Origin of the sequence: Rhodococcus sp. MSC1_016 (assembly GCF_023667485.2) — a bacterium.
Lineage (GTDB): Bacteria > Actinomycetota > Actinomycetes > Mycobacteriales > Mycobacteriaceae > Rhodococcus_F > Rhodococcus_F oxybenzonivorans.
This window is the reverse complement of sequence record NZ_JAMOZI020000001.1, coordinates 4430843-4456854: the sequence shown is the minus strand read 5'-3', so window position 1 is coordinate 4456854 and position 26012 is coordinate 4430843. Positions and strand designations below refer to the sequence as shown.

At 64.5% G+C, this 26012-nt stretch carries 28 protein-coding genes; 16 read left to right on the top strand and 12 right to left on the bottom strand.

The features are described from left to right. The first annotated feature begins 214 nt into the window (after window positions 1-214). Window positions 215-925 carry a TauD/TfdA dioxygenase family protein gene (locus L1080_RS20710; protein ID WP_308202140.1) on the top strand — a complete coding sequence of 237 codons (711 nt, stop codon included), beginning with the start codon at window positions 215-217 and terminating at the stop codon, window positions 923-925. Between the two features lie 128 nt (window positions 926-1053). Next, window positions 1054-1560 carry a nuclear transport factor 2 family protein gene (locus L1080_RS20705; protein WP_308202142.1) on the top strand — a complete coding sequence of 169 codons (507 nt, stop codon included), beginning with the start codon at window positions 1054-1056 and terminating at the stop codon, window positions 1558-1560. 74 nt (window positions 1561-1634) lie between these two features. Here L1080_RS20705 and L1080_RS20700 read toward each other — a convergent pair whose 3' ends face one another. Beyond that, on the bottom strand, window positions 1635-2399 hold the full coding sequence (locus L1080_RS20700) for an SDR family oxidoreductase (RefSeq protein WP_109326970.1): 765 nt from the start codon (window positions 2397-2399) through the stop codon (window positions 1635-1637). Window positions 2400-2452: 53 nt separating this feature from the next. Between L1080_RS20700 and L1080_RS20695 the strand changes: the two genes are divergently transcribed. The 3 genes from L1080_RS20695 (at window position 2453) to meaB (ending at window position 6025) form a co-directional block, all read left to right on the top strand. Continuing rightward, window positions 2453-3892, top strand: coding sequence for a class I adenylate-forming enzyme family protein (locus tag L1080_RS20695; protein WP_250771013.1), 1440 nt, complete (start codon window positions 2453-2455; stop codon window positions 3890-3892). Next, window positions 3885-5024 (top strand): thiolase family protein, encoded by a 1140-nt coding sequence (locus L1080_RS20690; protein ID WP_159919359.1) that lies wholly within the window; start codon window positions 3885-3887, stop codon window positions 5022-5024. The genes L1080_RS20695 and L1080_RS20690 overlap by 8 nt, the downstream gene beginning before the upstream one ends. Window positions 5025-5101: 77 nt before the next feature. Beyond that, entirely contained in the window at window positions 5102-6025 is a 924-nt protein-coding gene (gene meaB, locus L1080_RS20685) for a methylmalonyl Co-A mutase-associated GTPase MeaB (protein ID WP_250771010.1), read from the top strand. On the opposite strand, the gene L1080_RS20680 is transcribed toward meaB, so the two are convergent. Genes L1080_RS20680 through L1080_RS20670 form a run of 3 tightly spaced genes read right to left on the bottom strand, consistent with a single transcriptional unit; the run spans window position 6014 to window position 8654 of the window. Continuing rightward, complete coding sequence (locus L1080_RS20680) at window positions 6014-7093, bottom strand: NAD(P)H-dependent amine dehydrogenase family protein (protein ID WP_250771007.1); 1080 nt, start codon at window positions 7091-7093, stop codon at window positions 6014-6016. The two genes, meaB and L1080_RS20680, sit on opposite strands and share 12 nt — an antisense overlap. Window positions 7094-7135: 42 nt before the next feature. Next, complete coding sequence (locus tag L1080_RS20675) at window positions 7136-7954, bottom strand: acyl-CoA thioesterase (RefSeq protein WP_250770981.1); 819 nt, start codon at window positions 7952-7954, stop codon at window positions 7136-7138. A 46-nt stretch (window positions 7955-8000) separates the two neighbouring features. Beyond that, window positions 8001-8654 (bottom strand): TetR/AcrR family transcriptional regulator, encoded by a 654-nt coding sequence (locus tag L1080_RS20670; RefSeq protein WP_159919367.1) that lies wholly within the window; start codon window positions 8652-8654, stop codon window positions 8001-8003. Between the two features lie 172 nt (window positions 8655-8826). Between L1080_RS20670 and L1080_RS20665 the strand changes: the two genes are divergently transcribed. Genes L1080_RS20665 through L1080_RS20655 form a run of 3 tightly spaced genes read left to right on the top strand, consistent with a single transcriptional unit; the run spans window position 8827 to window position 11777 of the window. Then, complete coding sequence (locus tag L1080_RS20665) at window positions 8827-9825, top strand: acyl-CoA dehydrogenase family protein (RefSeq protein ID WP_250770977.1); 999 nt, start codon at window positions 8827-8829, stop codon at window positions 9823-9825. Next, a complete protein-coding gene (locus L1080_RS20660; RefSeq protein ID WP_159919371.1) occupies window positions 9809-10984 on the top strand; it encodes an acyl-CoA dehydrogenase family protein in 1176 nt (391 codons plus the stop codon). Before L1080_RS20665 ends, L1080_RS20660 begins: the two co-directional genes overlap by 17 nt. Before the next feature lie 10 nt (window positions 10985-10994). Further along, window positions 10995-11777 (top strand): enoyl-CoA hydratase, encoded by a 783-nt coding sequence (locus L1080_RS20655; protein ID WP_159919373.1) that lies wholly within the window; start codon window positions 10995-10997, stop codon window positions 11775-11777. A gap of 70 nt (window positions 11778-11847) precedes the next feature. On the opposite strand, the gene L1080_RS20650 is transcribed toward L1080_RS20655, so the two are convergent. Further along, the gene (locus L1080_RS20650) at window positions 11848-12615 is read right to left on the bottom strand and encodes an SDR family NAD(P)-dependent oxidoreductase (RefSeq protein ID WP_250770975.1); all 768 of its coding nucleotides are present in this window, start codon (window positions 12613-12615) and stop codon (window positions 11848-11850) included. A gap of 140 nt (window positions 12616-12755) precedes the next feature. Between L1080_RS20650 and L1080_RS20645 the strand changes: the two genes are divergently transcribed. Continuing rightward, window positions 12756-13205, top strand: a complete 450-nt coding sequence (locus L1080_RS20645; RefSeq protein WP_159919377.1) for a nuclear transport factor 2 family protein — start codon at window positions 12756-12758, stop codon at window positions 13203-13205. A 6-nt stretch (window positions 13206-13211) separates the two neighbouring features. On the opposite strand, the gene L1080_RS20640 is transcribed toward L1080_RS20645, so the two are convergent. From L1080_RS20640 to L1080_RS20610, 7 genes are read right to left on the bottom strand one after another with little or no spacing between them, the layout of a single operon-like run. Next, the gene (locus L1080_RS20640) at window positions 13212-14012 is read right to left on the bottom strand and encodes an acyl-CoA dehydrogenase family protein (RefSeq protein ID WP_250770973.1); all 801 of its coding nucleotides are present in this window, start codon (window positions 14010-14012) and stop codon (window positions 13212-13214) included. Continuing rightward, window positions 14009-15106: an acyl-CoA dehydrogenase family protein gene (locus L1080_RS20635; RefSeq protein WP_250770970.1), complete on the bottom strand. Its 1098-nt coding sequence runs from the start codon at window positions 15104-15106 to the stop codon at window positions 14009-14011. Before L1080_RS20635 ends, L1080_RS20640 begins: the two co-directional genes overlap by 4 nt. Then, window positions 15103-15519, bottom strand: coding sequence for a nuclear transport factor 2 family protein (locus tag L1080_RS20630; RefSeq protein WP_109326987.1), 417 nt, complete (start codon window positions 15517-15519; stop codon window positions 15103-15105). Before L1080_RS20630 ends, L1080_RS20635 begins: the two co-directional genes overlap by 4 nt. Then, complete coding sequence (locus L1080_RS20625; protein WP_159919383.1) at window positions 15506-16738, bottom strand: metal-dependent hydrolase family protein; 1233 nt, start codon at window positions 16736-16738, stop codon at window positions 15506-15508. The genes L1080_RS20630 and L1080_RS20625 overlap by 14 nt, the downstream gene beginning before the upstream one ends. Before the next feature lie 4 nt (window positions 16739-16742). After that, on the bottom strand, window positions 16743-17066 hold the full coding sequence (locus L1080_RS20620) for a hypothetical protein (protein ID WP_159919385.1): 324 nt from the start codon (window positions 17064-17066) through the stop codon (window positions 16743-16745). Then, a complete protein-coding gene (locus L1080_RS20615; protein WP_159919387.1) occupies window positions 17050-18318 on the bottom strand; it encodes an aromatic ring-hydroxylating oxygenase subunit alpha in 1269 nt (422 codons plus the stop codon). The genes L1080_RS20620 and L1080_RS20615 overlap by 17 nt, the downstream gene beginning before the upstream one ends. Window positions 18319-18322: 4 nt before the next feature. Continuing rightward, a complete protein-coding gene (locus L1080_RS20610; RefSeq protein WP_159919389.1) occupies window positions 18323-18856 on the bottom strand; it encodes a carboxymuconolactone decarboxylase family protein in 534 nt (177 codons plus the stop codon). Between the two features lie 370 nt (window positions 18857-19226). On the opposite strand from L1080_RS20610, the gene L1080_RS20605 reads away from it, so the two are divergent. The 7 genes from L1080_RS20605 to L1080_RS20575 all read left to right on the top strand — a co-directional run bounded on the left by L1080_RS20605 (window position 19227) and on the right by L1080_RS20575 (window position 25968). Next, window positions 19227-19541: a hypothetical protein gene (locus L1080_RS20605; protein ID WP_159919391.1), complete on the top strand. Its 315-nt coding sequence runs from the start codon at window positions 19227-19229 to the stop codon at window positions 19539-19541. Between the two features lie 95 nt (window positions 19542-19636). Further along, complete coding sequence (locus L1080_RS20600; RefSeq protein WP_250771128.1) at window positions 19637-20803, top strand: acyl-CoA dehydrogenase family protein; 1167 nt, start codon at window positions 19637-19639, stop codon at window positions 20801-20803. Next, window positions 20803-21570 (top strand): SDR family NAD(P)-dependent oxidoreductase, encoded by a 768-nt coding sequence (locus tag L1080_RS20595; protein WP_204164876.1) that lies wholly within the window; start codon window positions 20803-20805, stop codon window positions 21568-21570. Before L1080_RS20600 ends, L1080_RS20595 begins: the two co-directional genes overlap by 1 nt. Further along, window positions 21570-22796, top strand: coding sequence for a CaiB/BaiF CoA transferase family protein (locus L1080_RS20590; RefSeq protein ID WP_250770967.1), 1227 nt, complete (start codon window positions 21570-21572; stop codon window positions 22794-22796). The genes L1080_RS20595 and L1080_RS20590 overlap by 1 nt, the downstream gene beginning before the upstream one ends. A gap of 23 nt (window positions 22797-22819) precedes the next feature. Next, window positions 22820-23668: an enoyl-CoA hydratase/isomerase family protein gene (locus L1080_RS20585; protein WP_159919393.1), complete on the top strand. Its 849-nt coding sequence runs from the start codon at window positions 22820-22822 to the stop codon at window positions 23666-23668. Continuing rightward, window positions 23661-24806: a thiolase family protein gene (locus tag L1080_RS20580; protein ID WP_159919395.1), complete on the top strand. Its 1146-nt coding sequence runs from the start codon at window positions 23661-23663 to the stop codon at window positions 24804-24806. Before L1080_RS20585 ends, L1080_RS20580 begins: the two co-directional genes overlap by 8 nt. Before the next feature lie 13 nt (window positions 24807-24819). Then, window positions 24820-25968: an acyl-CoA dehydrogenase family protein gene (locus L1080_RS20575; RefSeq protein ID WP_109327006.1), complete on the top strand. Its 1149-nt coding sequence runs from the start codon at window positions 24820-24822 to the stop codon at window positions 25966-25968. The last annotated feature ends 44 nt before the right edge of the window (window positions 25969-26012 follow it).

Below are 26012 nucleotides of genomic sequence, written 5' to 3'. Positions count from 1 at the left end.
GTCGATCAAGTACAGATCTCCGCATGAGAGAACTGTAGTGTCGAAATAAGAATATTGATAGCTTGTCATGAGAATCATATTTCCAAGAAACTGGTGTCTGCCAATGTCACCCCGATCACCGACTCCGTCGGTGTAGAAATCACGGGAATCGAGGGCAGCCGACTCGCCGACGCGCAGGCCGCCGCCCGGTGCCGAGCCTTGCTCGACATGCACGGTGTGGTGGTTTCGCGACGCCTACATCGCAGATGCCCACCTGGTAGCCGTGAGCTGCATGCTCGGCGACGTCGTCGTGGCGCCGGTAGGTGGTCAGGAGAAGCACCCGGCAATTTCGGCCATTAGTCTGGATCCAGCCACAACTGTCCTGGCTTCCTACAACAAGGGCACCTTCCACTGGCACATCGACGGCGCCACTGACGCGGTCCCGCAGAAGTCGACGCTCCTCACCGCGCTCGAGGTGTCAGAAGAAGGCGGTGACACCGAGTTCGCCAACACCTACGCCAGTTACGAAGCCCTTACCGAGGATGAAAAGGCGTCCCTCGCCGATCTGCGCGTGGTGCACAGCTTCGCAGCGGCGCAACTGCTGGCCAGCCCTGATCCGTCGGACAAGCAAAGGGCAGCGTGGGCGCGGGTGCCGACGCGCGAGCACCCCCTGATCTGGACGCGTCGCAACGGACGGAAGTCGCTTCTGCTCGGCGCGACCGCCGCGCACGTGGTCGGCTGGCCCGAGGAGCAGGGGCGGGCACTTCTCGACCGTCTGCTCGACTGGTCGACGCAACCTCGATTTTCTCTGCGACATCATTGGCGTCGCGGCGACCTGGTCTTATGGGACAACACCGGAATGCTGCACCGCGCTGTCCCCTATGCGCCCACCTCACCCTGGTTGCTGCACCGGACCACCCTGATCGGCGAGGAAGCCGTCGCTTGAGCGCATGCAGCCGGAATGCATCGGCCACCATCCACGCTCACAGGACCATCTTTGAAGGTGAGGCAGCTGACCACCGACGATGTCGCAAGGCTCCAGCGTGACGTGCGGTACTTGATGGACGCGGCGAAATCCTCGACTGCGTTGCCAGGCATTCTCGTGGCTGCGATCGCCACGATTCCGATCTCCTGTGTGGCACTTACCACGACGACGGAATCGACGAGCACGGAACCAGCACCAACAGAGGACCGGACTACGCGAACTGGGCGAATGCCGCACACGCGGCCACCTCGCTGGCGCATACACACAACATCACCACCCACACGTGCGAGATCGACGGCGATACCGCCCACTGCGAGAGCTACGTGTTGGTGGGAATACTCCTCAACGACGGGGTCACCGTGCAGCTACTCAACGGCCGCTATCTCGACCGATGCGAACGACGCGAACGACGCGACGGTGGGTGGCGGATCGTGGTGCGGCGCTCGACCGTCGAATGGCGCGCGAAGGCAGACGCGTCGATGTTGCAATCCCGCTTCTTTACCGAGAAGGCGTTCCTGAGAGGCACGCGAGCCAAAGCCGACCTGTCCTACCAGCGCCCACTGCGCATCGACACACCGGCACCAGCACGCTGGTGACCGACGTGCGGCCGGAATGAGTGCGGCGGAGGTCTCGGGAACGACGGTTCCCGAGACCTCCGCCGCATTCGCACTTATTTCGGCGGGAATCGCAGGCCACCGTCGAGCCGGATGACCTCGCCGTTGAGATAGTCGTTCTCGACGATCGATGCGGCGAGAGTCGCGTACTCGGATGGCCGGCCCATGCGCTTGGGATGGGGAACCTGGGGTCCCCAGTAGGCCTCGAGTTGATCTCCGGCCTTGCCATAGGCCGGAGTCAGGATGGTGCCCGGTGCAATCGTCACGACCCGGATACCGAGGGGGGAAAGGTCCCGGGCGGCCACGAGGGTCATGCCGACGATGCCGCCCTTCGCTGCGGAGTAGGGGAGTTGTCCGATCTGGCCTTCGTAGGCCGCGATGGACGCGGTATTGATGATCACGCCTCGGCCGCTGTCGTCGATCGGCTCCTGCTTGGCGATTGCGGCCGCGGCCAATCGCATGACGTTGAAGGACGAGATCAGGTAGGACTCGATGGTCGTCCGGAACGCAGCAAGATCCATGGGGCTTCCATCCTTACCGACGAGTCGCCCGCCCCCGGCTGGGCCGCCGTGTGTGTCCACCGAGATGCGCAGCGGCCCCAGCGACTCCGCCTCGGCGATCGCAGCCCCGACGGATTCCTCGTCCGAGGCGTCGGTTCGCACGTAGCGGACTCCCAGCTCCTCCTCCAGTTCCTTGCCCTTGTCGTCGGCGACGTCGGCGACGACCACCTTGGCTCCCGCCTCATGGAGACGGCGAACGGTGGCTTGACCCAACCCGCCCGTGCCTCCGACGACTATCGCGGAACAACCCATGATCTGCATCGCAATTTCCCTTCTTGCAAGTAACCCTCTTGTACTGAGAGAATCATGTTCTCATGAACATCAACATGATTCTAGAGATGGCCGCGACCGACAGCGACAAGGCGGTTGTGACCGTCGACGAGCGCTCGTTGACCGCCGCGCAGCTCCTCGACCTCGCCCACCGCGCCGCCGACCGGTTCCGGGATCACCCGGCCGTGCTCTATCTCGGTGCCAATCATCTCGGCTATCCGGTCGCCCTGTTCGGGGCCGCCCTGGCCGGCGTCCCGTTCGTGCCGCTCAACTACCGGCTCGGTGATCAGCAGTTGACTGCACTGCAGGAGCGCCATGCCGGCGCCGTGATCCTCCGCCCCGAAGATCTCGACGCCCTCGTCGATGTCGACGTGGTGCAGGACGAGCCCGCAGAGGTGCCCGCCCCGCAGTGGGACGGTGACAGCGTCGCCGTGATCATCTACACGAGCGGAACCACATCCGATCCCAAGCCTGCTGTGCTGCGGCATCGGCACCTGCTGGCCTACGTCCTGAACACGATGGAGTTCGCATCCGCCGCGGACACTGATGCCGCGTTGGTGGCAGTTCCGCCCTATCACATCGCCGGCCTGACGAACCTGCTCTCGAACCTCTACACCGGCCGTCGCGTGGTCTATCTGGCCGGGTTCGACCCGACCGTGTGGCTTGACACCGTCCGGCGCGAGGGCATCACGCACGCAATGCTCGTGCCCACGATGCTGGCCCGCGTCGTCGCCGAACTGGGCGACGCCGACGCGGAATCGCCTACGCTGCAGAGCCTTGCCTACGGCGGATCCCGTACTCCGAGGCCCGTTCTGGAGCACGCGCTGCGCGCATTTCCGGATACGGGTTTCGTCAACGCCTACGGTCTCACCGAAACGGCGTCGTCGGTGGCCGTTCTGTCCCCCGAAGATCACCGGGTGGCGTTTGCGTCGAGCGATTCGGCTGTACGGGACCGGCTCGGGTCGGTCGGGCGGCCGCTGCCCGGGATCGAGATCGAGGTCCGCACGGAAACCGGTGAGCCGGTCGCGGCAGGCGAGACCGGTCTGGTCTTCGTGCGGGGCGAGCAGATCTCCGGCGAATACGGCGGACGCAGTGTGCTCGACGCGGACGGCTGGTTCGCGACCCGGGACCTCGGTCACCTCGATGCGGACGGCTACCTGTTCGTCGAGGGCAGGGCTGACGACACGATCATCCGCGGCGGCGAGAACATCGCACCGGCAGAGATTGAAGACGTGCTGCTCCGCCACCCGGCGATTTCCGAGGCAGCAGTGATCGGAATACCCGACACCGAATGGGGACAGCGAATAGTCGCTGTTCTCGTCGGTGACGCAGACCCGGCCGAAATCAGGCAGTGGGTCAAAGACAGGCTGCGTTCCTCGAAAACCCCGGACACCGTCGTGTTCCGAGATGAACTCCCGAAAACCGAGACCGGAAAACTACTGCGCCGCACCCTTGTGGCCGAACTGGAGAACTCCCATGCCTGAAGCCGTCATCGTCTCCGCGCTGCGCACTCCCATCGGCACTGCCGTGAAGGGAACGTTGCGCGACACCACCGCTCACGACCTTGCTCACCACGTCGTCGCCGCAGCAGCAGAAGATCTCGACCCGGGCCTGATCGACGATGTGATCCTCGGTGAAGGCCTGTACGGCGGCGGGGTGGTTGCCAGGCACGCCGCACTCACCGCAGGACTGACCGAGGTTCCCGGGCTGGCGCACAACCGGCACTGCGCCGCCGGCCAGGCCGCGGTGCAGAGCGCGGCCGCGAGCATACGCGCGGGTATGGACGAGCTGGTCATAGCCGGCGGAGTCAACTCGGCGTCCACCTCGCCGAAATCACTGTTCAAGGTGGACGGCGAGTGGGTGCCGTGGTTCCCTCCCACCCATCCCGAACAGGCCAATGCCCCCACCATGGATATGTCGATCACGGTCGGATGGAACGCGGCCGTCGAGGCGGGCGTGACCCGGCAGGAGATGGACGAGTGGGCATTTCGCTCACATCGCAACGCCGTGCAGGCCATCGATGAGGGCAGGTTCAAGGAGGAGATCGTTCCCATCGACACGCCCCACGGACTCTTCTCGGTCGACGAGCATCCGCGGCGCGAGACGAGCTTGGAGAAACTGGCGTCACTGAAGCCGCTGCATCCGGAGATCGAGGGGTTCAGCATCACAGCGGGAAACGCGTGCGGTGGCAACGACGGCGCTGCCGTCCTGACGATCGCTAGTGACCGTCTCGGATTACCCGCGCTGGCCACCGTTCGGTCGTGGGCGTCCGTCGGGATCGACCCCGCACTCACCGGTCTCGCGCCGGTCAGGGCCATCCCGAAAGCCCTTACCCGAGCCGGTATCTCTCTCGCCGATGTCGACCTGTTCGAAATCAACGAAGCTTTCGCCGCGATGTGCGTGGCCACCATCAAGCTGCTCGAGATCGACCCGGACAGGGTCAATGTGAGCGGAAGTGGTTGTTCGCTCGGACATCCGGTTGCAGCGACCGGTGCCCGGATGCTGGTGACGCTGGTGCACGAACTGCGCCGTCGCGGTGGCGGTATCGGTGTGGCGGCAATGTGTGCGGGCGGGGGAATGGGGTCGGCGACGGTGATCGAGGTTCCAGCGCCGTGACTGTGAGCCGACCCGTCAGTGATTCCCTTGTGTCATCCAGTGTTTCGGACCTAGTCGCGGCAGCGCGTGCAGGATCCGTGCGTGCGGCGGGACGGTTGCTCAGCCTGGTAGAGAGTAGCCGTCGTTCCGAAGTGCTCGACTCGCTGGCCTCGGTGGTCGACTCGCCGGCCGCGGCGCCCGCCCGGGTCGTCGGTGTGACGGGGCCGCCCGGTGCCGGAAAGTCGACGACCATAGGAGCCCTCGTCGCAGAGTATCGGCAGCGGGGCCTGCGGGTGGCGGTACTGGCGGTCGACCCGTCCTCGCCGTACAGCGGCGGTGCGCTTCTCGGCGACCGAATCCGGATGGCCGCGCACATCAACGACCCTGGCGTCCTCATACGGTCGGTCGCAACGCGCGGCCACCTGGGCGGACTGGCCGCGGCGGTGCCCGCGGCCATCCGCCTGCTCGGGGCGCTGTCGTATGACCTCGTCCTGCTCGAAACGGTGGGGGTGGGGCAGTCCGAGATCGAGATCGCGGCCATCGCTGACCCCACGATCGTGATACTCAACCCCGGTGCGGGTGACGCTATTCAAGCCGCGAAGGCAGGTCTGTTGGAGGTCGCAGACATCCTCGTCGTCAACAAGGCCGATCGCGATGGCGCCGACCAGACCGTACGAGACCTACGAGCCGAGTTCCACGTGCCGATCCTCACCCTCGTCGCCGCACGAGCCGAGGGCGTGTCCACCTTGGTGGAGGTGATCGAGGCCCACCGTCGCGCCGACACACTCGCGCGCCGGACAGCACGGGCGCGGGCACAAGTCCTCTCCCTTGCGCACACTCGCCTGCGGACTCATCCCGGCCTGGCGCATCTCGCCGCCTCGGTCGCGGCCGGCCGCCACGACCCCTACACGGCGGCTGATCTGTTGCTCGCTCCCGCGTCCGACGCTGCCCACGACACACGGGTCTTCCGGTACGAGACGGAAGACCCGGCGTTCTGTGATGCGCGCGGATCAACCGAGTGAGGCAATGACCTGGGGAAGGTCGGTGGTCGAGCGAATTCCCGGGGCGGCAGCGCAGACGAAAGGGACCGCGTTCACAGCGCGGTTCGCCGTGTAACCGGGCGCCACCGCACCCATCCGTTCGAGCGGCACCGGCATTGTGATGTCGATGTCGAGGGGTGCGTCCCCATCGACAGTGACATGCCAGCCGGTGGCGCGGACGTCCCAGGCCGGATCGACGTCGGCTGTGCAGTACCAGGTAGCGCGGAAGCGCAACAGTGCCTGGCCGTCCCGCATCCCGGCGGCGGTAATTCGCTGGGCCGCCACCGTACCCGCCTCCAGGACCCCGGCAGCGATGTGGGTTCTGTGGCGGGCGGTGGCGATTTCACCACTGGCCTCCACGGAATCGAGCGGCTGCCCGAGGGCGTCGGCGACGAGTTGGAGCGAGGGCCCGAAACTCGTACGAGCATGTGACAACCGGGCTTCGCTGAAAGCGCCGGGAGCGCGTCCGAATCCCATGATCTCGAACAGGAGGTCTGGTGAATCCCTCTGCGACAGATCGGCATACTCGTCGATCGTCAGGTTGTCGAGCCGTCGTTGGATCGAGGTCAACACGAGCGGAACGGCTTCGGTAATGAACCCGGGACTGCTGCCGGTGCTGTGGATCGAGGTGTTGCCGAGCTCGCACGCGGCCTCGACCCGTGCGCGTACCTCAGGGTCCATGCCGGCCGGATAGTGGAACTCACCGCGGGTTGTCACGATATTGATCCCCGACGCCAGCAACCAGCACACTTCGTCGAAGTCGCACGCACGCGGCATGTACAGCACACAATCCGCTCCGGAGTCCACGACCTCCTCGATGCTCCGGGTGGCGGTGATGCCGGTAGCGGGCAGCCCGCACAGTTCGCCTGCATCGCGGCCGATCTTGTCGTCTGCGTGTACGTACACACCGGCCAGGGTCAGCGTCGGGTGTTCGATCACCGCCCGGAGTGCACGGGTGCCGATGTTTCCTGTCGCCCATTGCACGACCCGATACGGCCGGGTGGCCAGAGTCGAGTCGACAGCGCTCTCGGACAAGGGATTTACACTCATGTCACACCTTTGATCGGTCGACGTGCCACCACGAAGCGGGTGTCACGAGTGGATGCGGAGGAGGGCTTCTTGCGCATAGGACGCGACGAGGCTCCCGTCCTCGGTGAGAACATCGCCACGGCCGAAGCAGCGGCCGTGCGCCAGCAGTGGACTGTGCTGGCGAAGGAGGAGCCACCTGTCGGTGCGGAAGGGCCGATGGAACCAGAGGCTGTGCGAGGTGACGGCAGAGGTGAATGCCGTGCCGTTACCGAGTTGGCTGAGCCCGTGAAGTGGGCGCAGCGCCGTGCCGATAAGGTTCAGATCGGTGGCGTACGCAGTGAGCGCCTCGGCCAACTCATCGGCGACTTCCGGTGTGCGCATCCAGAATTCGAACTCGGGGGTTGCGGCTGCCGTTGCGTTCAGGTCGGCGGCGGCGAGGGTCTCCCACGGGAGAAGGTCGAGGTGTACCCGGAATTCTTCCGGAAGGACGGCCGGAACCGCCGGAACGCTTTGATGTTCGGGTCCGTCCTCACCGCAATGCAGGGAGATCGCGGCAGTCGCGACCACCCGTTCCGACTGCCGGGCGACGACCGCCAGGGTTGCGAACGATCGGCCTTCGTGCTGAGTCGTGACCTCGTACCGGACCGGCTCGTCGGCGCGGCCCTCCCGTGCAAACAGCGCATGCATCGATTTGACGCTCTTGCTCGGACAGGTGAGACGAGCCGCCTCCAGGAACTGGCCCAGGATTTGTCCACCGAACAGTCGGTGGTAGTCCAGTTTCTGGTTGCTTCCCTCGAACACCGCGACCGTGGGGTGATCGGGGTCGGGTGGGTAGGGGCGCAGATCGAGGCAGGCGAGAAGGTCGTTCCATAACTCGGGCACAGATCGACTGTAATCGATGTTTCTCTCGTTGAGAATACCGTTCTCGTCAGGAGTGCGCGAAACCCCGCGAGCAGAAAGCCCAGACCTCGTCGGCGGAAATGGGACGGACGGTTGTGTCGTCGTTGCCGCCGCTGGACTGAGCGATGAACATGACCGTCTGCATCGTCATGGCGGCCATTCGGCGCGGATTGATCTCGGCGCGCAATTCACCTGCGGCTTCGGCCTGCTCCATCAGCTCGGTAAACAGCGAGAGCAGCGCCGAGTGCGCGACCTTCACCTCGGCGGGATGGGAAATCAGCAACTGCGGGGCAAAGTCGGTGAACAGAGGACGATGCGCCACCGGGTCGGGGCGGCACGACTCGAACAGCAACTCGACGGCGACGCGGAGCTGGTCGAGTGGGTCGGTCTCGTTGGCCGCCGCGGCGCGGATCTGATCGGCAGACCGGGTCAGTGCTTCCTCGAACAGGGCGAGGAGAAGTTCGTGTTTGCCGTCGAACTGCAGGTAGAAGCTACGCAGCGACTGCTTGGACCGGTCGACGAGCTCCTGCACCGTGAAGTCGGTGCTGCCCTTTTCAGTAATGATCGCCTGCGCTGCATCGAGGAATTTCTGCACCCGCTGCTCGGCGCGAAGCTTGGCGGTTTTGATGGAGCGTTCGACCGCGCGCTGCTTCCAGGCCGGCTCTTCGCTGATTTCGGTCACCGCCGGACCCCCCCTCTGTGTGTAGCAAACATGTATCCACTGTACCGGAGAGGAGCATGGCGTTGGGTCGCCAGCCTGCCGGCTTCGGGCAAAAGTGGAACTCTTACTTTCGTCTAGCGAGAATGTTATTCTCGCTAGACCATTCGCAGCTCTGGCAAGGAGGCAAGCCGGGATGCTTTTCGAGTTCGACTCCGATCAGCGGTTGTGGCAGAAAACCGTCCGAGAAGTCACGGCCAAGGAGTGCCCGCCCACCCTGATCCGCGGGATCGTCGACGATGGTGGTGACCCCGGTCCTCTATGGAAGGTGTACGTCGACCTCGGGTGGACCGAGCTGGCGGAAGCCGACGTCGCCGTCGAATTGGCGATCGTCCTGGAAGAGCTGGGCCGAGCTACCGATCCCACGCCCTACCTCGCGACGATGACCCAGTTCGCTCCTCTGGCCGTAGGGTGTGCCAATCCTGCGCAGTCCGGCGCGGCGGTATTCGACGGTGTGAGCGCCCACCGCGACGGTCGTGGCTGGCTCCTGAACGGCACCGCCCACCGAGTCATGGACGGAGATCGCGCAGATCTGCTGGCTGTGGTGACGGGCGCTGGCGTCTTCGTGGTTCCCGCAGAACGGGTGACCGCAACGCGCAGTCTGATATTCGATCCCGTGCTGCACCTTGCCGAGGTGACCTTCAGTGGGGTTCGCGTGAGCGAAAGCGACCGCAGTGCCGCCGATCCGGAGCGCGCTCGTCAGCTGGCGCTGACCGGCATGGCGCTGACGATGGTCGGAGCTTGCCAGCGCATTCTCGACTCAGTGCTCGTTCATGTGAAGGGCCGCAATCAATTCGGTGCTCCGATCGGCTCCTTCCAGGCGGTCAAGCACAAAGCAGCGGACATGCACGTGGCCGTCGAACGTGCCCGCGCACTCGCCTACTATGCCGCCCTCACGATCGCCGCCGACGATCCCCGCCGCCGTGTGGCTGCGGCAATGGCCAAGGCCGCGGCGGGGGAGTGCCAGTCGCTGGTCTTCCGCAACGGCCTGCAGCTGTTCGGAGCCATGGGATTCACCTGGGAAAACGACCTTCAGTTCGCGCTCAAGCGCGCCAAAGCCGGCGAGCTCCTGCTCGGCGGCGCGGCCGAACATCGGGCGCTCATCGCCGAGGAGTACCGTGCAACTCACCTTTGATGCCGACGTCGAAGAATTCCGGGCCGAGTTCCTGGCCTTCCTCGCCGAACATCTGCCCGACGAGGCCGAGGCGGGGGAACGACCCCGCTCCAGTGCGGATGTTCCGGAGTGGGCCCGCCGCTGGCAGCGGAAGCAGTTCGACAACGGCTGGCTGCTCCCTGGGAACCCTCCCGAGTTCGGCGGCCGCAATGCCAGTATCCTGCAGCAGTACGTGCATCTCGAGGAACTTTCCCGGCGCCGGATCTATCACAGCTTCAACCCCCAGGGCCTCGGCATCATCGCGGCCTCGTTGTTGTCGTTCGGTACGCCGGAACAGAAGGAACGTTGGGCTGCACCCATTCTGCGTGCCGAGATCACTGCTGCGCTCGGCATGAGTGAACCCGGTGCGGGCTCCGACCTCGCGTCGTTGCGTACACGCGCGGTGCGCGACGGTGACTCTTTCGTGGTGAACGGCCAGAAGGTGTGGACGTCCGGTGCCAACGAGGCCGACGTGTTGCTCACCTTCGTCCGCACCGATCCCGACGCTCCGAAGCACAAGGGAATCAGCGTGCTTCTGATTCCCACCGACACCCCGGGGGTCACGCGCCGTCCCTTCGCCTCCGTGTGTGCCGAGGACGACTTCGACTTCAACGAAGTGTTTTTCACGGACGTCAGGGTGCCTGTGGAGAACCTCGTCGGTGGGCTGAACCAGGGCTGGGGCGTTGCGAACGGTGCCCTTGGCCACGAACGCACCCTGTTGTGGCTGGGTTTCGCCGATCGACTACAGGATCTCGTCGAGGATTTCCGGCCTGTCACGGCGCTCGACCGTGATCGCTATGCCACGCTCGCCATGGACAATCAGGCGCTGCGGCTGCTGGGCTCTGCGGCGCTGGCCCGTGCAGACCGGGGTGAGCAGGACGTAGCGGCCCTGTCGGTTCTGAAGATCCTGGGATCCGAGGCGGTGCAGACCGCTTCGGAGCACGCGCTGGACGGCGCCGGGTTCGACGGTCTGGTCCACCCCGCGCTGACGGCACCGTACACACCCTGGAACAACGACCATTTCGCGTCGAGTTGGTTCGAACGCTATGCGCGGAGCTTCGCCGGCACCATTGCCGGCGGCACGTCCGAGATTCAGCGCACGATCGTCGCCGAGCGCGTGCTCGGCCTACCCCGAAGCTGAGGAGCCCGACATGTATATCGACTACGAGGTCGCCGACAAGATCGCGACCATCACACTCAATCGCCCCGAGGCCGCCAATGCCCAGAACGGCGCCCTCCTCGACGAACTCGATGCAGCCTGGACCAAGGCGGCAGAGGACCCTGATGTGGCGGTGATCGTCTTGCGTGCCGAGGGGAAACACTTTTCGGCCGGTCACGACCTCAACGATCGGTGGCCGGCTCCCGCGGAGATCACCCTGGAATGGATTTACGGGGCGGAGACCCGTCGCTATCTGGAGTACTCGCTGCGTTGGCGCAATGTTCCGAAGCCGTCGATCGCGGCCGTCCAGGGGCGCTGCATCGCGGGCGGGCTGTTGTTGTGCTGGCCGTGCGACCTGATCGTCGCTGCCGAGGATGCCTCCTTCTCCGACCCGGTGGTGATGATGGGCATCGGAGGAGTCGAATATCATGGCCATACCTGGGAACTCGGCGCCCGCAAGGCGAAGGAAATTCTCTTCACCGGCCGTCCGGTGACGGCCGCGGAAGCCGAGCAGGTCGGCATGGTGAACAAGGTAGTGCCGCGCGATCAGCTCGACGCGGAGACTCGGGCCCTTGCCGAACATATCGCCACGATGCCCTCGTTCGGGCTGCGCCAGGCCAAGCGCGCGGTCAACCAGACGCTGGACGTGCAAGGTTTCTACGCTGCAATCCAGTCGGTGTTCGACATCCATCAGTCCGGACACGGCAACGCCTTGAGTGTCAGTGGCTACCCGATTCTGATGAAGCTGGACGAGATGAAGGCAAAAATCCAGTAATTGGATTCAGTAGAAGTGTCGACTCCGATGGTGGGTCCCGTAAGCGGGGCCCACCATCGGGGGTAAGTCGTCAGACCTTTTTGGTGACGCCGCCGTCGACCCGGATGATAGCGCCGGTAGTGAAACTCGATGCGTCACTGGCGAGATGGAGTGCGAGAGGTCCGAGTTCCTCGGGCTTCCCCATGCGACGCAGCGGCACGAACGACGCTTCCTCGCCTTCAGCCGGCGCCCACGACTTCGAGACATCCGTCAGGAAGGGGCCCGGCAGGATTGCGTTCACCCGGACCTTCGGCGCGAATGCATCGGCCAGGCCGACCGTGAGTGCATTCACCCCTGCTTTGGCACAGGCATAGGGCAACTGACGCGCGCTCGCCACCAGGGACCCCGCGGTACCGACATTGATGATGGAGCCACCGTCGTTTTCGGCCATGTGGGTGGCGGCTCGAACGGCAAGCCGAAACGGTCCCTTGAGGTTGACAGCGAACGTCTTGTCATACAGCTCTTCGGTGATGTCGTCGAGGTTCTCGTACAGCGGTGACATTCCGGCGTTGTTCACCAGTACGTCGAGCCTTCCGAAATGCGCCAGGGTCTGTTCGATCAACTGGTCGCACTGGTCCCAGCGTCCGACGTGACAGGCTACGGGAAACGCTCGACTGCCGGTGGACGTCTCTACCTCCTTGGCCGCGAGCTCGCATGCAGCGAGCTTGCGTGAGGCGATGACGACGTCGGCCCCCGCCTCGGCGAGAGCCTGCACGATGGCTCTTCCGATACCGCGGGATCCGCCGGTGACGACGGCAACCTTGCCGGTCAGGTCATGTAGGGAAGCACTAGTGGTCATCCATGAATTATGCCCGAGTCGAGTGCCCTTTGGAAAGGACATTCTGAAATTCGAGAATTACATTCTGCAGGCGGCGGAGTGCTTGTGTGGTGAGCTACCTGCGGGGGGTCGATTGTGCTTGTCGAGAGGTGAGGAACCACATGAATATCCGAGTGGTGCAGGACAAGGCCGAGATCGCGGAGCTGATGTATCGGTACGCGCGAGCGGTCGACACGAAAGACTGGGCGCTGCTGACTTCAGTGTTCACGGAGGACGCTCACCTCGACTACAGCTCGGTCGGGTACCCGCCCGGGCCGCGAGACGAGGTGGTCGCCCTTCTCCGGGATGCGCTGACCCAGGTTCCGCTGACGCAGCATTTCGTCACGAATATCGAGATCGATCTCGATGGCGCCACCGCGAAGGTGCGGGCAATGTTCTTCAATCCCATGCAACTACCCGGCGTGAGCGGCATGACCTACTGCGGGGGCAACTACCACCACGAAGTGGTGCGTACTCCGGATGGCTGGAGAAGCGCCCGACTCCGGGAAGAGAGTCTTTGGTTCTCGAATCATCCCGGGCCGAGCGGCCTTGACGAGGCCGCTCGGTCATAGCCGGTGTCAGAGCTGGACGAGGCGCGGCGCCGATCCTTCGGCCCGGATCGTCGCGCCTGCTTCGCGGGTGAGCTCTCGCGCACTGCCGAGGAGGCCGTCCAGCACCAGCGCGCGCCGGATGTGCCGGTGTAGATCGTGTTCGGCGGTGAAACCTATCCCACCGAGCACCTGCTGGCAGTGACGAGCCGTAGTGAGCGCCGCCTGGCCGGCCGCAGCCTTGGCGAGCAGGGAGCCGAGGTCGTCGGTGGCGGCGGCCAGGGTTGCTTCGGCGCCCTCGATGGCGACGAGGGTCTCCGCGAGCCGATGCCGTACGGCCTGGAATGCGGCGACCGGCCTGCCGAACTGTGTACGACCCAGCGCGTGTGTTCGAGCAAGGGACAGCATGGCTCGGCTGGTACCGGTCAACCACCAACCGAGCGCTCGGCGGCCCGCAGCAAGCGGAACCGGACTTCCGGGGTCGACGATCGTCAGCGGTAGTTCACTGTCCAGTGTGCTGTACTGCGGTGTGGTCGCCTTGTCGATGCGGTCCCACAGAACCGAGGAGCCTCCGGTGTACGGCAGGGGGACGGCGCCACCGACGGGGAGTCCTGCCTCGTCCAGCACCACGTCATTGAGGAAGGGTCCGTGTGCGCCGGTCTCCCCGAGGAGCCGGAACACCATCGGCACTGCGAGGTCTGGCATTTCGGTGAGCATGTCGTGCCACCCGAGTTCGGTGAGGGCGGTATCGAGATCTGCGCCCGATCGGGTGGTCATCGTTTTGCGAAGTGTGTCCTCGAGGAGGGTGAGCTCCACGTCGTACACGGTCATTCCGCCCCCAGGTCGAGTAGCCGGCGCGCGATGATGTTGCGTTGTATTTCCGCGGTGCCGCCGTAGATGGTCGCGGCGCGGGAATACAGGAATTCCGTGCGCCACTCGTTCTCGCCGAGTTCGAGCACCCCGGGGAGCAGGTCTCGGGCGGTGTCGAACAGTCGCTGTTCGGCGGTGGCCAGCAATACCTTGTCGATGGAGGTCTCCGGGCCGAGCTGGGCTCCATCTGCCAGTCGCTGCTGGGTGGCGTGGGAGCGACACCGAGCGGTGTGGAGCGCGAGGTATGCCGCACCGAGATCGCCGTCGTCCGACGTCGCGGTATTCGATTCCGTCAGCAATCGATCGAGACGGGTGAACAGATAGGCGATTCGGTGCCAGAAGCAGGTGGACCGTTCGTGAGGGAGTAAGTCCATGGCCACCCGCCATCCGTCGCCCGGGCGGCCGAGCATGCGATCCTCGGGAACGACCACATCGTCGAAGTACACCTCGGCGAACTCGTCGACGCCGTGCATCGTGCGCAACGGCCTGACGGTGATGCCTGGTGTGTTCATGTCGACGAAGAAGGCGGTGATACCGCCATGACCCGGCGCGGTGCGGGTGAGTAGGACACAGCGGGTGGAGTATTGGGCGAGGCTCGTCCAGACCTTTTGCCCGTTGATCACCCATGTGCCGTCACCGCGGGGATCCGCGCGGGTGGTCAGCGACGCGAGGTCGCTTCCCGAACCGGGTTCGGAAAAGCCCTGGCACCACTGCTCGTGGCCGCTGAGCAGCAACGGCACCATCTCGGCCGCCAACTCCGGGCGGGCGTACGAGATCATGGTCGGAGCGAGCACTTCGATCATCGAATAGATTCCGGGCTCGGCCAGGTCGCGGGTCGCCACTTCCTCGCCGAGGACGGCGCGAAGCACCGCTGGCCCGCCTACACCGCCGACCTCGGTGGGCCAGCCGTAGCGCATCCAACCGGCGTCGTAGAGGGCGCCACGCACCCGGGCCAACTGCGCGACCTGTCCGTCGAGTGAATGATCGGGCCCGGCGGACAGGTCGTTGTCTTCGAGCCAGACGCGCAGACCTGCCCGAAATTCCGTGACGTTCATGCGCCAGGACGTTCGAAGGCGTGCGGGCGCCCCGAATCATGCGCTCCGCTACGGCGAATGAACGTCATGGCTCGTGTCCGAAGCCGCCAGCCGTCGGTGGTCCGGGCATAGGTGTCGTTGTAGTACCCGATTCGCATGTCGTGCGTCGCCTCGTCGACGAAGCACAGTGGCTGGGTCCCGGTTGCCGTGTCGCCGGACAACTCGATGAGGGGCGTACCGGTCATGAACAGACCCTTGGGTGCGGCAGCGACCAGTTCGGGGAACTGATCGAGGGGAAATGCGTCACCGAAGGCGCTGTAGGTGCCGTCAGCAGTGAAGACACCGATCACCCCCTCGACGTCGCCCTTGGTCATGTTCACCGCATAGCGGGCGAGCAACTGCTGAATTTCCATCAGGTCGTCATTTGTTGACATAGACCTTGCCGCCTTTCATGACGAACCGCACGTTCTGGGTCACGGTGATGTCGCCCACCGGGTCACCGGGAACACCGATGATGTCGGCCAGCAGGCCCTCCGCGAGCCGTCCCCGGTCGGTCACGTCGATCAGATCGGCGGCCGTGGTGGTCGCTGCCTGCAGCACCGACAAGGGCGGCATACCTCGCTCCACGAGGGCGACGAGTTCGTCGGCGTTCTTGCCGTGGGGAATCGCGGGTGCATCGGTGCCAACGGCGATCTTCACGCCTGCCTTGTATGCCGCAAGCACCGAAGTGCGTGCGCGGGGGAACATCTCGGCGGCCTTGGCTTGCAGATCGGCAGGGGCATGCGAGACGTCCATGGCATCCGCGAGCCGGGTGGTGGGCACCAGGTAGGTACCGCGCTCGACCATGAGGTCGATGGCATCGTCGTCGATGAGAAAGCCGTGCTCGATGCAATCGATGCCTGCTTCCACCGCCGCACGTACCGCATCCGCGCCGTGTGTGTGCGACGCGACGCGCAACCCGCGCCGATGAGCCTCGTCGACGATGGCCCGTAGTTCCTCATCCGAATAGTGCTGCGCACCGGGAAGTCCGGTGTGCGACATGACCCCGCCCGAGACGCACACCTTGATCAGCTGTGCGCCGTGCTTGATCTGATAGCGGACGGCCTTGCGTACCTCGTCGATCCCGTTGGCGATCCCTTCCTCGATGGTGAGGTCCAGAACACCGGGGGCGAACGCCGCGAACATCGTGGGGTCGAGATGGCCACCGGTGGGGGTGATCGCGTGTCCGGCCGGCACGATCCGGGGACCGTCGACCCAGCCGGCGTCGATCGCCTTGCCGAGCGCGACGTCGAGTAGGTAGCCGCCCGTCTTGACGAAGAGTCCCAAATTGCGGACGGTGGTGAAACCGGCGTGCAGCGTGCGGCGGGCATTGCCCACCGCACGCAGCATGCGCAGCGGAGGATCGTCCTGCACGGTGGAGTACACGGGCTTCTCTCCCCGCCCACCCATCAGGAGGTTGACCTCCATGTCCATGAAGCCGGGAAGGAGGATCAGGTCGCCGAGATCCAGCACCTCCCCTTCCGCGTGGTCGCCGGCATTGCCGGCGTCAGAGCCGACACCGACAATGCGATCGTCCTCGATGTGGAGGATGCCGGGTCGGATGATCTCGCCGGAATCGATGTCGAGTAGCCCGGCCGCCTTCAGTGTCAGCATGATGTCAGACCACCGGTTCCTTGATGAGATCGACCCACGCCGCGCCGCTGTCGGGCACCCGGGCCTGCTTCCACACCTCGATCGGGAACGACACCATGACGAGCGACTGCATCAGGTGCACGAGGGAGCGGGCGTCGTCGGGCAGGTCGTCGAAGTCGAACTTGTCGCAATACGTGATCGCGTCTTCGAGGCGGCCGAACGCGGCGTCGTAGAACTCCTGCATCTCGGGCATGGTGGAGGCGAGGCGTTTTGCATAACGCTCGGGTTCGGTCTGCAGGGCCCAGCCGGCGTACGGCTCGAGGTCGGCGAACTCAGTTGGCAGAGCCATCACGGTACTCCTTGACGTAATCTTTGACGGTCTTGTGAAGGTGGCGGAGAAGAACTTCCTGATCGCAGAGCGGGAAGTCGGTGACGGTGCCGGTGGCAAGCATCGACTGGGTTGCCTCGAGGGTGTTGGCATCCTGGAGTGCGTACTCCTTGAAAGTCACCGCAGCCAGCTCCTGCGCGAGGCGTTCGCGCGTGTTCTTCGGGGGAACGAAGTAGAGGTTCGCCTCGAAGGTGTGGCGACCGACCTCTGTCGGCCAGTACTGGTACGTGAGGTACCAGCCCGGTGCCCAGAACAGGAGCGAGAAGTTGGGGAAGATCTCGAATTCGTCGATGCCCCAGGGCTTTGCGCCGGCCGGGTTGATGCCGCGCGGCAACGGATCGAGGCCCTCGATGTCGGGACGATCCCACGGACCGAAGAGACCACTGCGCAGGACTCGCTCGATCGGCTTGACCATGTTGAGATCCTTCGGCGGCGACATGCCACCCCAGGAGGAGATCATCGAGTGGGGAGTCTGCAGCTCGTAGTGCAGTGCCTCGAAGCCGTAGCCGATGAGTTTGTCGGCCTCGTCCTTGGTTGCCTGCTTCTGGTGGAGCACAGGCGCGTGGTAGAACTCGGCGAACGCGTCGATGAACAGCTTCCAGTTGCTCGCGATGTCGGAGCGGTAGCTGTAGACCTCGGTCATCTCGTGGAAGGGGTATCCCTTGAGGCTCTGGCCGTAGTCGCCGAGGTATTCCTCCAGCGATACTGCTTCGGGATCGAGGTTGACGAAGATGAAGCCTTCCCAGACCTCGCAGCGCACGTCCTTGAGGCCGTAGTTGCTCTTGTCCAGGTCGAAGAACTCGCCCTCTTGCTGCACGAACGTGAGCTCGCCTTCGAGGCTGTAGCGCCACGCGTGGTACTTGCAGGTGAACTGACGGCAGGTGCCGGAGGTTTCTTCCTGCGGGAAGTCGTTCCACACCAGCTTGTTACCGCGGTGGCGGCAGACGTTGTGGAAGGCGCGGATCGTACCGTCGGCCCCCTTGACGATGATCAGTGAGGTGTCGGCGGCCTTCAGTTCTCTGGTGAAGTAACCACCGGTCTTCGGCACCTGTTCGACGCGCCCGACCAGCAGCCAGGTGCGCTTGAAGATTGCGACCCGCTCGTCTTCGTAGAACTGGGGATCAGTGGAGTCGGTGTAATCGACCGGCTCGGTACCGAGTTGGGGGAAACTCTTTGTCCAGCTTCCCGCAGCTGGTTTCGCGAAGTGGGGCACGGGTCTACCTTTCCTGTTCGAGCTCTATGCCGAATGTGTTGAAAGCCATGGCCATCATGGTGTAGCCGCCGATCGTGAAGACCAGGTCCATTTGCTGCCGTTCATCGAGACGCTCACCGAGCGCGGCCCAGGTCCGGTCCGACAGGCGGGACGTCTCGTCGAGTTCGTCCACGGCCGCGAGCAACTTCTGCTCGAAGTCGTCGGCGGCTTCGCCACGCTGCGCGGAGGCGATCTCCTCCTCGGACAGTCCTACTTCTCTGCCGAGCTCTGTGTGGTGTGTCAGCTCGTACAAGCAGTCGCGGCGATACGCGACCCGCAGTATTGCCAGCTCGCGCAGGCGTGCGGGCAGGGTCGACCGGTACAGCAGGTGAACGCTGAGACCGAGAAATGCCTTTGTCAGGTCGGGATGGCGAGCGAGTGTCGCCAACGCTGTGCCCGCCCCTTCCGGATTCTGCCGTTCTCTCGGAAGCATCCCGGCGAAGGCGAATCGTGCTTTGTCGTCCCAGCGGTCTGCGGGCAGCGGGGGCAGTAAGGGCATTCGTAACCTCCTCTCGATGAGAATTGTATTCTCAAATATGAGCACTAGGTTTCCACGAGATGCTCCGATAGTCAATCTCTGCGGTAAATCCGCCCTCGGACCGCGGTCAACGGCATCCCTCGCCGAGCGTCGGGCGGGACCATCTCAAGTGAGGTCACCGCCCGGTCGACAGCCTCCTCATCGCGTGTACACGACTCTGTACAGCTTGATTCTCTGTAAACGAGAGGATAGTTTCCAGGTAGTAAGAGAGCGACCATCGTGGGTGTCCGGGTCAGAAAGCGGAGACACCCGGTAATGCTTCTGCTCCACATCAGCGGTCCCCATGTCCTCGACCTGCCCGCTGACCGCTTCGTCGAAAGGGAGATTCATCGTGACCACATCAGCACCGCTGCGTCCCGGTGAGCAGCTCGCCAGTACCGTCTGCTCCACTCGAGTGATCGTCGTGCGTGCCCCGGCCGAGGGTGCGCCGCTCATCGCCTGCGGTGGCACACCGATGGTCCCCGCTACCGGCGGTCGGCCTTCCACAGCCGGAATGACCGATCCCCGCACACTCCTCGGCAAACGCTATGTCGATGCGAGCGAGACCCTGGAGGTGCTCTGCACGTCCCCCGGCGTGGGAGAGCTGAGCTGCGACGGCGTCCCCATGACCATCAAGGCCGCAAAAGCCCTTCCCGCCTCCGACTGAGCGGAAACGGTCTGGGCACGCAGAGACGTGTTCGACGGTTCCGTCGGCGGCAGGCTGAAATGAGAGAGAGCAGAGTAATGGCTGTGCCCGGTGGCATGAGTTTCGAGCTGACCGAGGATCAGAAATTGATCCGGAAATCGGTCGGCGAGTTGGTGAAACGGTTCGACGACCAGTACTGGATGGAGAAGGACCGCGCACACGAGTTCCCCACGGAGTTCTATGCCGCCATCGCGGACGGTGGATGGTTGGGAATGACGATGCCGCAGGAGTACGGCGGACACGGGCTCGGAATCACTGAGGCAACCTTGCTACTCGAGGAAGTTGCCCGATCCGGCGGTGGTATGAACGCCGCGAGCTCCATTCATCTGTCGATCTTCGGAATGCACCCAGTTGTGGTGCACGGATCCGAAGAACTCAAGCAGCGGACGTTACCGCGCATCGCTTCGGGCGACCTCCACGTCTGTTTCGGGGTTACCGAGCCGGGTGCGGGGCTGGATACCTCGCGCATCTCGACCTTCGCGCGGCGGCAAGGCGACCACTACGTCGTGAACGGCCGCAAGGTGTGGATCTCGAAGGCGATGGAGTCGGAGAAAATTCTCCTGCTGACCCGCACCGAACGCTACGACGACGTATCCAAGAAGACCGATGGCATGACGCTGTTTCTCACCGATCTCGATCGCAGCCGCGTGGACATCCGTCCGATTGCAAAAATGGGGCGAAATGCGGTCACCTCCAACGAGTTGTTCATCGACGATCTCCGTATTCCCGTCGAGGACCGCGTCGGTGAGGAAGGCATGGGCTTCAAGTATCTGCTTGACGGCCTGAACCCCGAGCGGATGCTCATCGCCTCCGAAGCGCTGGGGATCGGCCGGGTAGCGCTCGAGAAGGCAGTGAAGTACGGCAAGGAACGCGAAGTGTTCGGCAGGCCGATCGGAATGAACCAGGGCATCCAGTTTCCACTCGCCGATGCCTTGGCGCATCTGGATGCGGCCGAACTGGTTCTTCGAAAGGCCACCTGGCTCTACGACAACGGTCAGCCGTGCGGGCGTGAGGCGAACACCGCCAAGTATCTCTGCGCGGAGGCCGGGTTCGCGGCTGCGGACCGAGCGCTGCAAACCCATGGTGGAATGGGGTATTCGGAGGAATATCATGTCGCCCGCTACTTCCGCGAGGCCCGGCTGATGCGAATTGCACCGATCAGTCAGGAAATGATTTTGAACTATCTAGGATCACACACTTTGGGATTGCCGAGGAGCTACTGATGGCCGACAATATTGGGTTGTTCGATCTGACCGGACGGTCTGCGCTGGTAACCGGTGCCGCCGGGGGTATCGGTTCGGCAGTTGCGCAGGCACTCGCTGCCGCGGGCGCTGCCGTGCTCGTCACGGATGTCGATGCCACCGCCGCCGCGGCTGTGGCCGAGAAGATTTCGGCGCGCGGGGGTAAGGCCGACAGCATCGCCTTGGACGTCCGCGACAAGGACTCCGCCGACGCGGCGGTGGCCAGGGCGGCCGGTTTCACCGAGGGCGTCCTCCACGTACTCGTGAACAACGCCGGAGTGACTGCACCGGCCATGTTCGCCGATCTGCAGGAGGAGTCCTTCCAGCGGATGCTCGACATACACCTGCTCGGAGCCTTCCACTGCGCCCAGGCAGCACTGCCCTTCCTTGCCACCGATGGGACCGGACGGATCATCAACGTGACCTCTTCGGCTGGCATCACCGGCACGCTCGGTCAGGTGAACTACTCCGCCGCCAAAGCCGGCATCATCGGCATGACAAAGTCGCTGGCGCGTGAACTGGCCCGCAAGAACATCCTCGTCAACGCGCTGGCACCACTCGCTGCCACCCCGATGACGGAAACTATACGTACGGACGAGAAGTTCGCCGCCCAGATGCTGAACCGCATCCCACTGCGACGCTGGGCCGAACCCGAAGAGATCGCCGGTGCCTTCGTCTTCCTCGCCTCCGATGCCGCCTCCTTCGTCACCGGGCAGGTGCTGCCGGTGGACGGCGGCATGGTGATGTGATGGCCGAACCTGCGGCGTCGGGCGGCCCACTCGAAGGCATCACGGTCGTCACGATCGAGCAGGCCGTCTCAGCCCCGATGTGCACCAAGACGCTCGCGGACTTCGGTGCCCGCGTGATCAAGGTGGAAAATCCGCGAGGTGGTGATTTCGCCCGCCACTACGACGACGTCGTCGACGGCATGGCAGCCCATTTCGTCTGGGCCAATCGCGGTAAGGAGTCCGTGACACTCGACCTGAAAACCGACGACGGGATCGAGATGCTGCACCGGTTACTCGGCAACGCCGACGTGCTGGTGTCCAACCTCGCGCCGGGGGCCACTTCCCGCCTCGGTATCGCGCCCGCAGATCTGGCAACGCGCTACCCGGAGCTCGTCGCGGTCGAGATCGACGGCTATGGGTCGGGCGGGCCACTGTCGCACAAGCGGGCGTACGACCTTCTCGTGCAGGCGGAGTCGGGCGCATGCGCGGTAACCGGATTTCCGGGTGAGCCGGCCAAACCGGGTCCCCCGGTAGCCGATGTCAGTTCTGGACTGTATGCCGCGTTGTCGATCCTCGCTTTGCTGTGCGTGAAGGGGCGTCGTCCTGAACTGGGTGCTCGTTTCGGCGCGGTCACAGTCAGCATGTTCGACACTATGACGGAACTGATGGGCTACCCCCTCACCTACACACGGCATTCCGGGGTAGATCAGCAGCCGCTCGGAATGTCGTCGCCTGCGGTCGCGCCGTACGGCGCCTACCGGACCGCCGATGAACAAACCGTGGTACTCGGCACCACGAACGACGGGGAATGGCAGCGGTTGGCGCGGGACATACTGCAGCGCAGTGACCTTGCCGACGACGACCGATTCGGGACGAACTCCGGCCGGGTCATGCACCGTGCCGAGCTCGACGAGGCCATCGGTGCATGGTGTGCGCTCCACGACCTCGCCCACGTGCAGAAGACTGCCGACGCCGCGGGTATCGGCAACTCTCGGTACAACCTCCCGAGTGAGGTTCTGCGGCATCCGCAGCTCACGACGCGCGACCGCTGGCGGCAGATCGAGACACCGGCAGGGCCGATCCCCTCACTGCTGCCGCCGCCCATCATCGCCGGTTACGACCCTCCGATGGCGGCGGTGCCAGGTCTCGGGGAGCACACCGACTCCGTACTCACCGAGTTCGGGATTGCCGAAGCCGACCTCGCCCGGCTGCGGGAGCAGGGCGCCGTCGGGCCCATCTACCGCTGATGTGCCTGTGAAGGGGAAACACTGTGACTGACAGTTCCATCCTGTTGTGCCGGGACCGCGACGGCGTGCGAACTCTGACGCTCAACCGGCCGCAACGCAAGAACGCCATCAACGCGGAGTTGTGGACCGTATTGCGGGATGCGCTCGTCGCAGCCGGAACCGATCGTGCGGTACGTGCGGTGGTTGTCACCGGGGCCGGCGGGGCATTCAGCTCGGGCGCTGACATCGCTGCCCCGAGCGGCGACCACCCGACAGACAAGATGCGGCGCCTGACCGACGTAGCGATGCTGTTGCACGAGCTGCCGAAACCGACGATCGCCAAGGTGACCGGTGTGGCTGTCGGTGCCGGATGGAACCTGGCACTGGGATGCGATTTCGTGATTGCCACGCCGGAAGCGAAGTTCTCCCAGATCTTTACGCGGCGTGGGTTGTCCTTGGATCTGGGCGGCTCCTGGCTGCTGCCGAAACTGGTGGGACTACAGCAGGCGAAGCGACTTGCCTTGCTGGCCGAGATGATCGACGCCGAAGAAGCACACGCCCTCAATCTCGTGACCTGGGTGGTGCCGGCCGCGGACATCGATGGTTTCGTCACCCACCTCGCCGAGCGACTGGTGGCAGGCCCGCCGGTTGCACTCGCGCAAAGCAAGGCGCTGCTCAACGAGGGAGCCGACCGAACGATGCGCGATGCGCTGGCGAACGAGGCCCGCGCGCAGATGGTCAATTTCGCCACCGCGGATGCTCCGGAGGCATACGCCGCTTTCGCGGAGAAACGCGAACCACATTTCACGGGTCGTTGGGCGGTCGCCCGTGCGCGCGACGCCGCCGACCTTCGAACCATGGACAGACCGACAGTAGGAGAAGTCAATGCGTGAGGTAGTAATCGTCGAGGCGGTCCGTACCCCGGTGGGGAAGCGGAACGGCGGACTGTCCGGCGTGCACCCGGCAGACCTGTCGGCAATGGTTCTCACAGCGCTCGCCGAACGCACCCGGCTCGATCCCGGCATCGTCGACGATGTGATCTGGGGGTGCGTCTCCCAGGTCGGAGATCAGTCGAGCAACATCGGCCGCTACGCCGTACTCGCCGCGGGGTGGCCCGAAACCGTTCCCGGAACGACGATCAACCGAGCGTGCGGGTCGAGCCAGCAGGCGATCGATTTCGCGGTGCACGCGGTGATGTCGGGGCAGCAGGACGTCGTCGTAGCAGGCGGTGTCGAGGTCATGAGCAGGGTGCCGCTCGGAGCGGCGAAAGCTTCCGGCGCGCCGTACGGGCCCAAAGCGCTTGCCCGTTACGACAATTTCCAGTTCAACCAGGGTGTCGGCGCGGAAATGATCGCCCAGAAGTGGGGTCTGTCCCGGAGCCGGCTCGACGAGTTCGCCAGTCTTTCACACGACCGCGCGGCAACCGCTCTGGACAACGGTGCCTTCGACACCCAGATCGTTCCCGTATCCACTGAGGCGGGAGTGGTCGCCGTCGACGAGTGCGTGCGACGGGGCACCAACGTCGACAAGCTCGCTGCGCTGAAGCCGGTGTTCCAGGACGACGGTGTGATCCACGCAGGCAACTCCTCGCAGATCGCCGACGGGGCAGCCGCTCTGCTCGTCACGACACCGGACAGGGCGCGCGAACTGGGGTTGACGCCGATCGTGCGGTACTGCGCCGGTGCCGTCACAGGGGCAGATCCGGTCTTCATGCTGACCGGACCGATTCCGGCGACCGAGAAGGTGCTGAACAAGGCGGGCATCGACCTCCCGGAGGTCGGCGTTTTCGAGGTGAACGAAGCCTTCGCCTCGGTGCCGCTGGCCTGGCTCGCGGAGACCGGTGCCGATCCCGCTCTGGTCAACCCGTTGGGTGGCGCGATCGCGCTGGGGCACCCGCTCGGCGGATCGGGCGCCATTCTGATGACCCGCATGATCCATCACATGCGCTACAACGGGATCCGCTACGGCCTCCAGACGATGTGTGAGGGCGGCGGCACCGCCAATGCCACCCTGGTCGAGCTGTCGGCGTAAGGAAGGAATCGACATGCGCAGAGACGTTTTCACCGCAGACCACGAAGCTTTCCGAAAACTGGCCCGCGACTTCATCGAGAAGCGAGTGGTCCCCGACTATCCGATCTGGGAGAAGGCAGGGCGGATGCCACGTGCGGTCTTCGAGCAGCTCGGATCCCTGGGATTGCTTGGTACCGCCATCCCCGAGGAGTTCGGGGGAGCGGGGCTGCCCGACTACCGCTACAACGTCATCCTGCAGGAGGAGGCGGCCCGCGCACTGGTCACGTTGAGCACGGTCCGCACCCAACTCGACGTCATCCTTCCGTACTTTCTCGCCTATGCCGACGACGCGCAGAAGAGCCGCTGGTTTCCCGGTCTGGCGGCAGGCACGCTGCTGACGGCCATCGCGATGACCGAACCCGGTACGGGCTCCGACCTCGCGGGGGTTCGCACCACCGCAGTGCGGGACGGCGACGAGTATGTCGTCAACGGTGCCAAGACGTTCATCACGGGGGGATTGCTCGCAGACCTCGTGATCGTCGTCGCTCGGACGTCGACCGATCCGGACAATCGGCGCGCGGGACTGACCCTGCTGGTCGTGGAGGACGGCATGCCCGGGTTCACGCGCGGTCGAATTCTCGACAAGATGGGCTGCAAGGTGCAGGACACCGTCGAGCTGTCGTTCGATGACGTCCGCGTTCCGGTGGCCAACCGGCTGGGCGAGGAGGGTGCCGCCTTCGGTTACCTCGGCCGGAATCTGCCGCAGGAGCGAATGACAGTCGCGGTCGGGTCGGTCGCCCAGGCGCGGGCGGCAGTGATGACGACGATCGAGTACGTCAAGGAACGTAAGGCGTTCGGCACGCCCGTCGCGTCGTTCCAGAACACCAAGTTCGAGCTGGCAGCCATGTCCGCCGAGGTCGAGGCAGCACAGTCGATGATCGACCGGGCGGTGCTCGATCTCGTGGACGCGGAGTTGTCCGGTGCCGACGCTGCGAGGGTCAAGTTGTTCTGCACCGAGATGCAAGCGCGTGTCGTCGATCGGTGCCTGCAACTGTTCGGCGGCTACGGCTTCATGACCGAATACCCGATAGCCCGCCTCTACACGGATGCGCGCGTCGCCCGAATCTACGCGGGGACGAGCGAGGTGATGAAGGTAATCATCGCCAAGTCTCTAGGACTGTGACGACCGGATGTGACTGTAGCCGCGCGTAACAACAAAAGAGATCC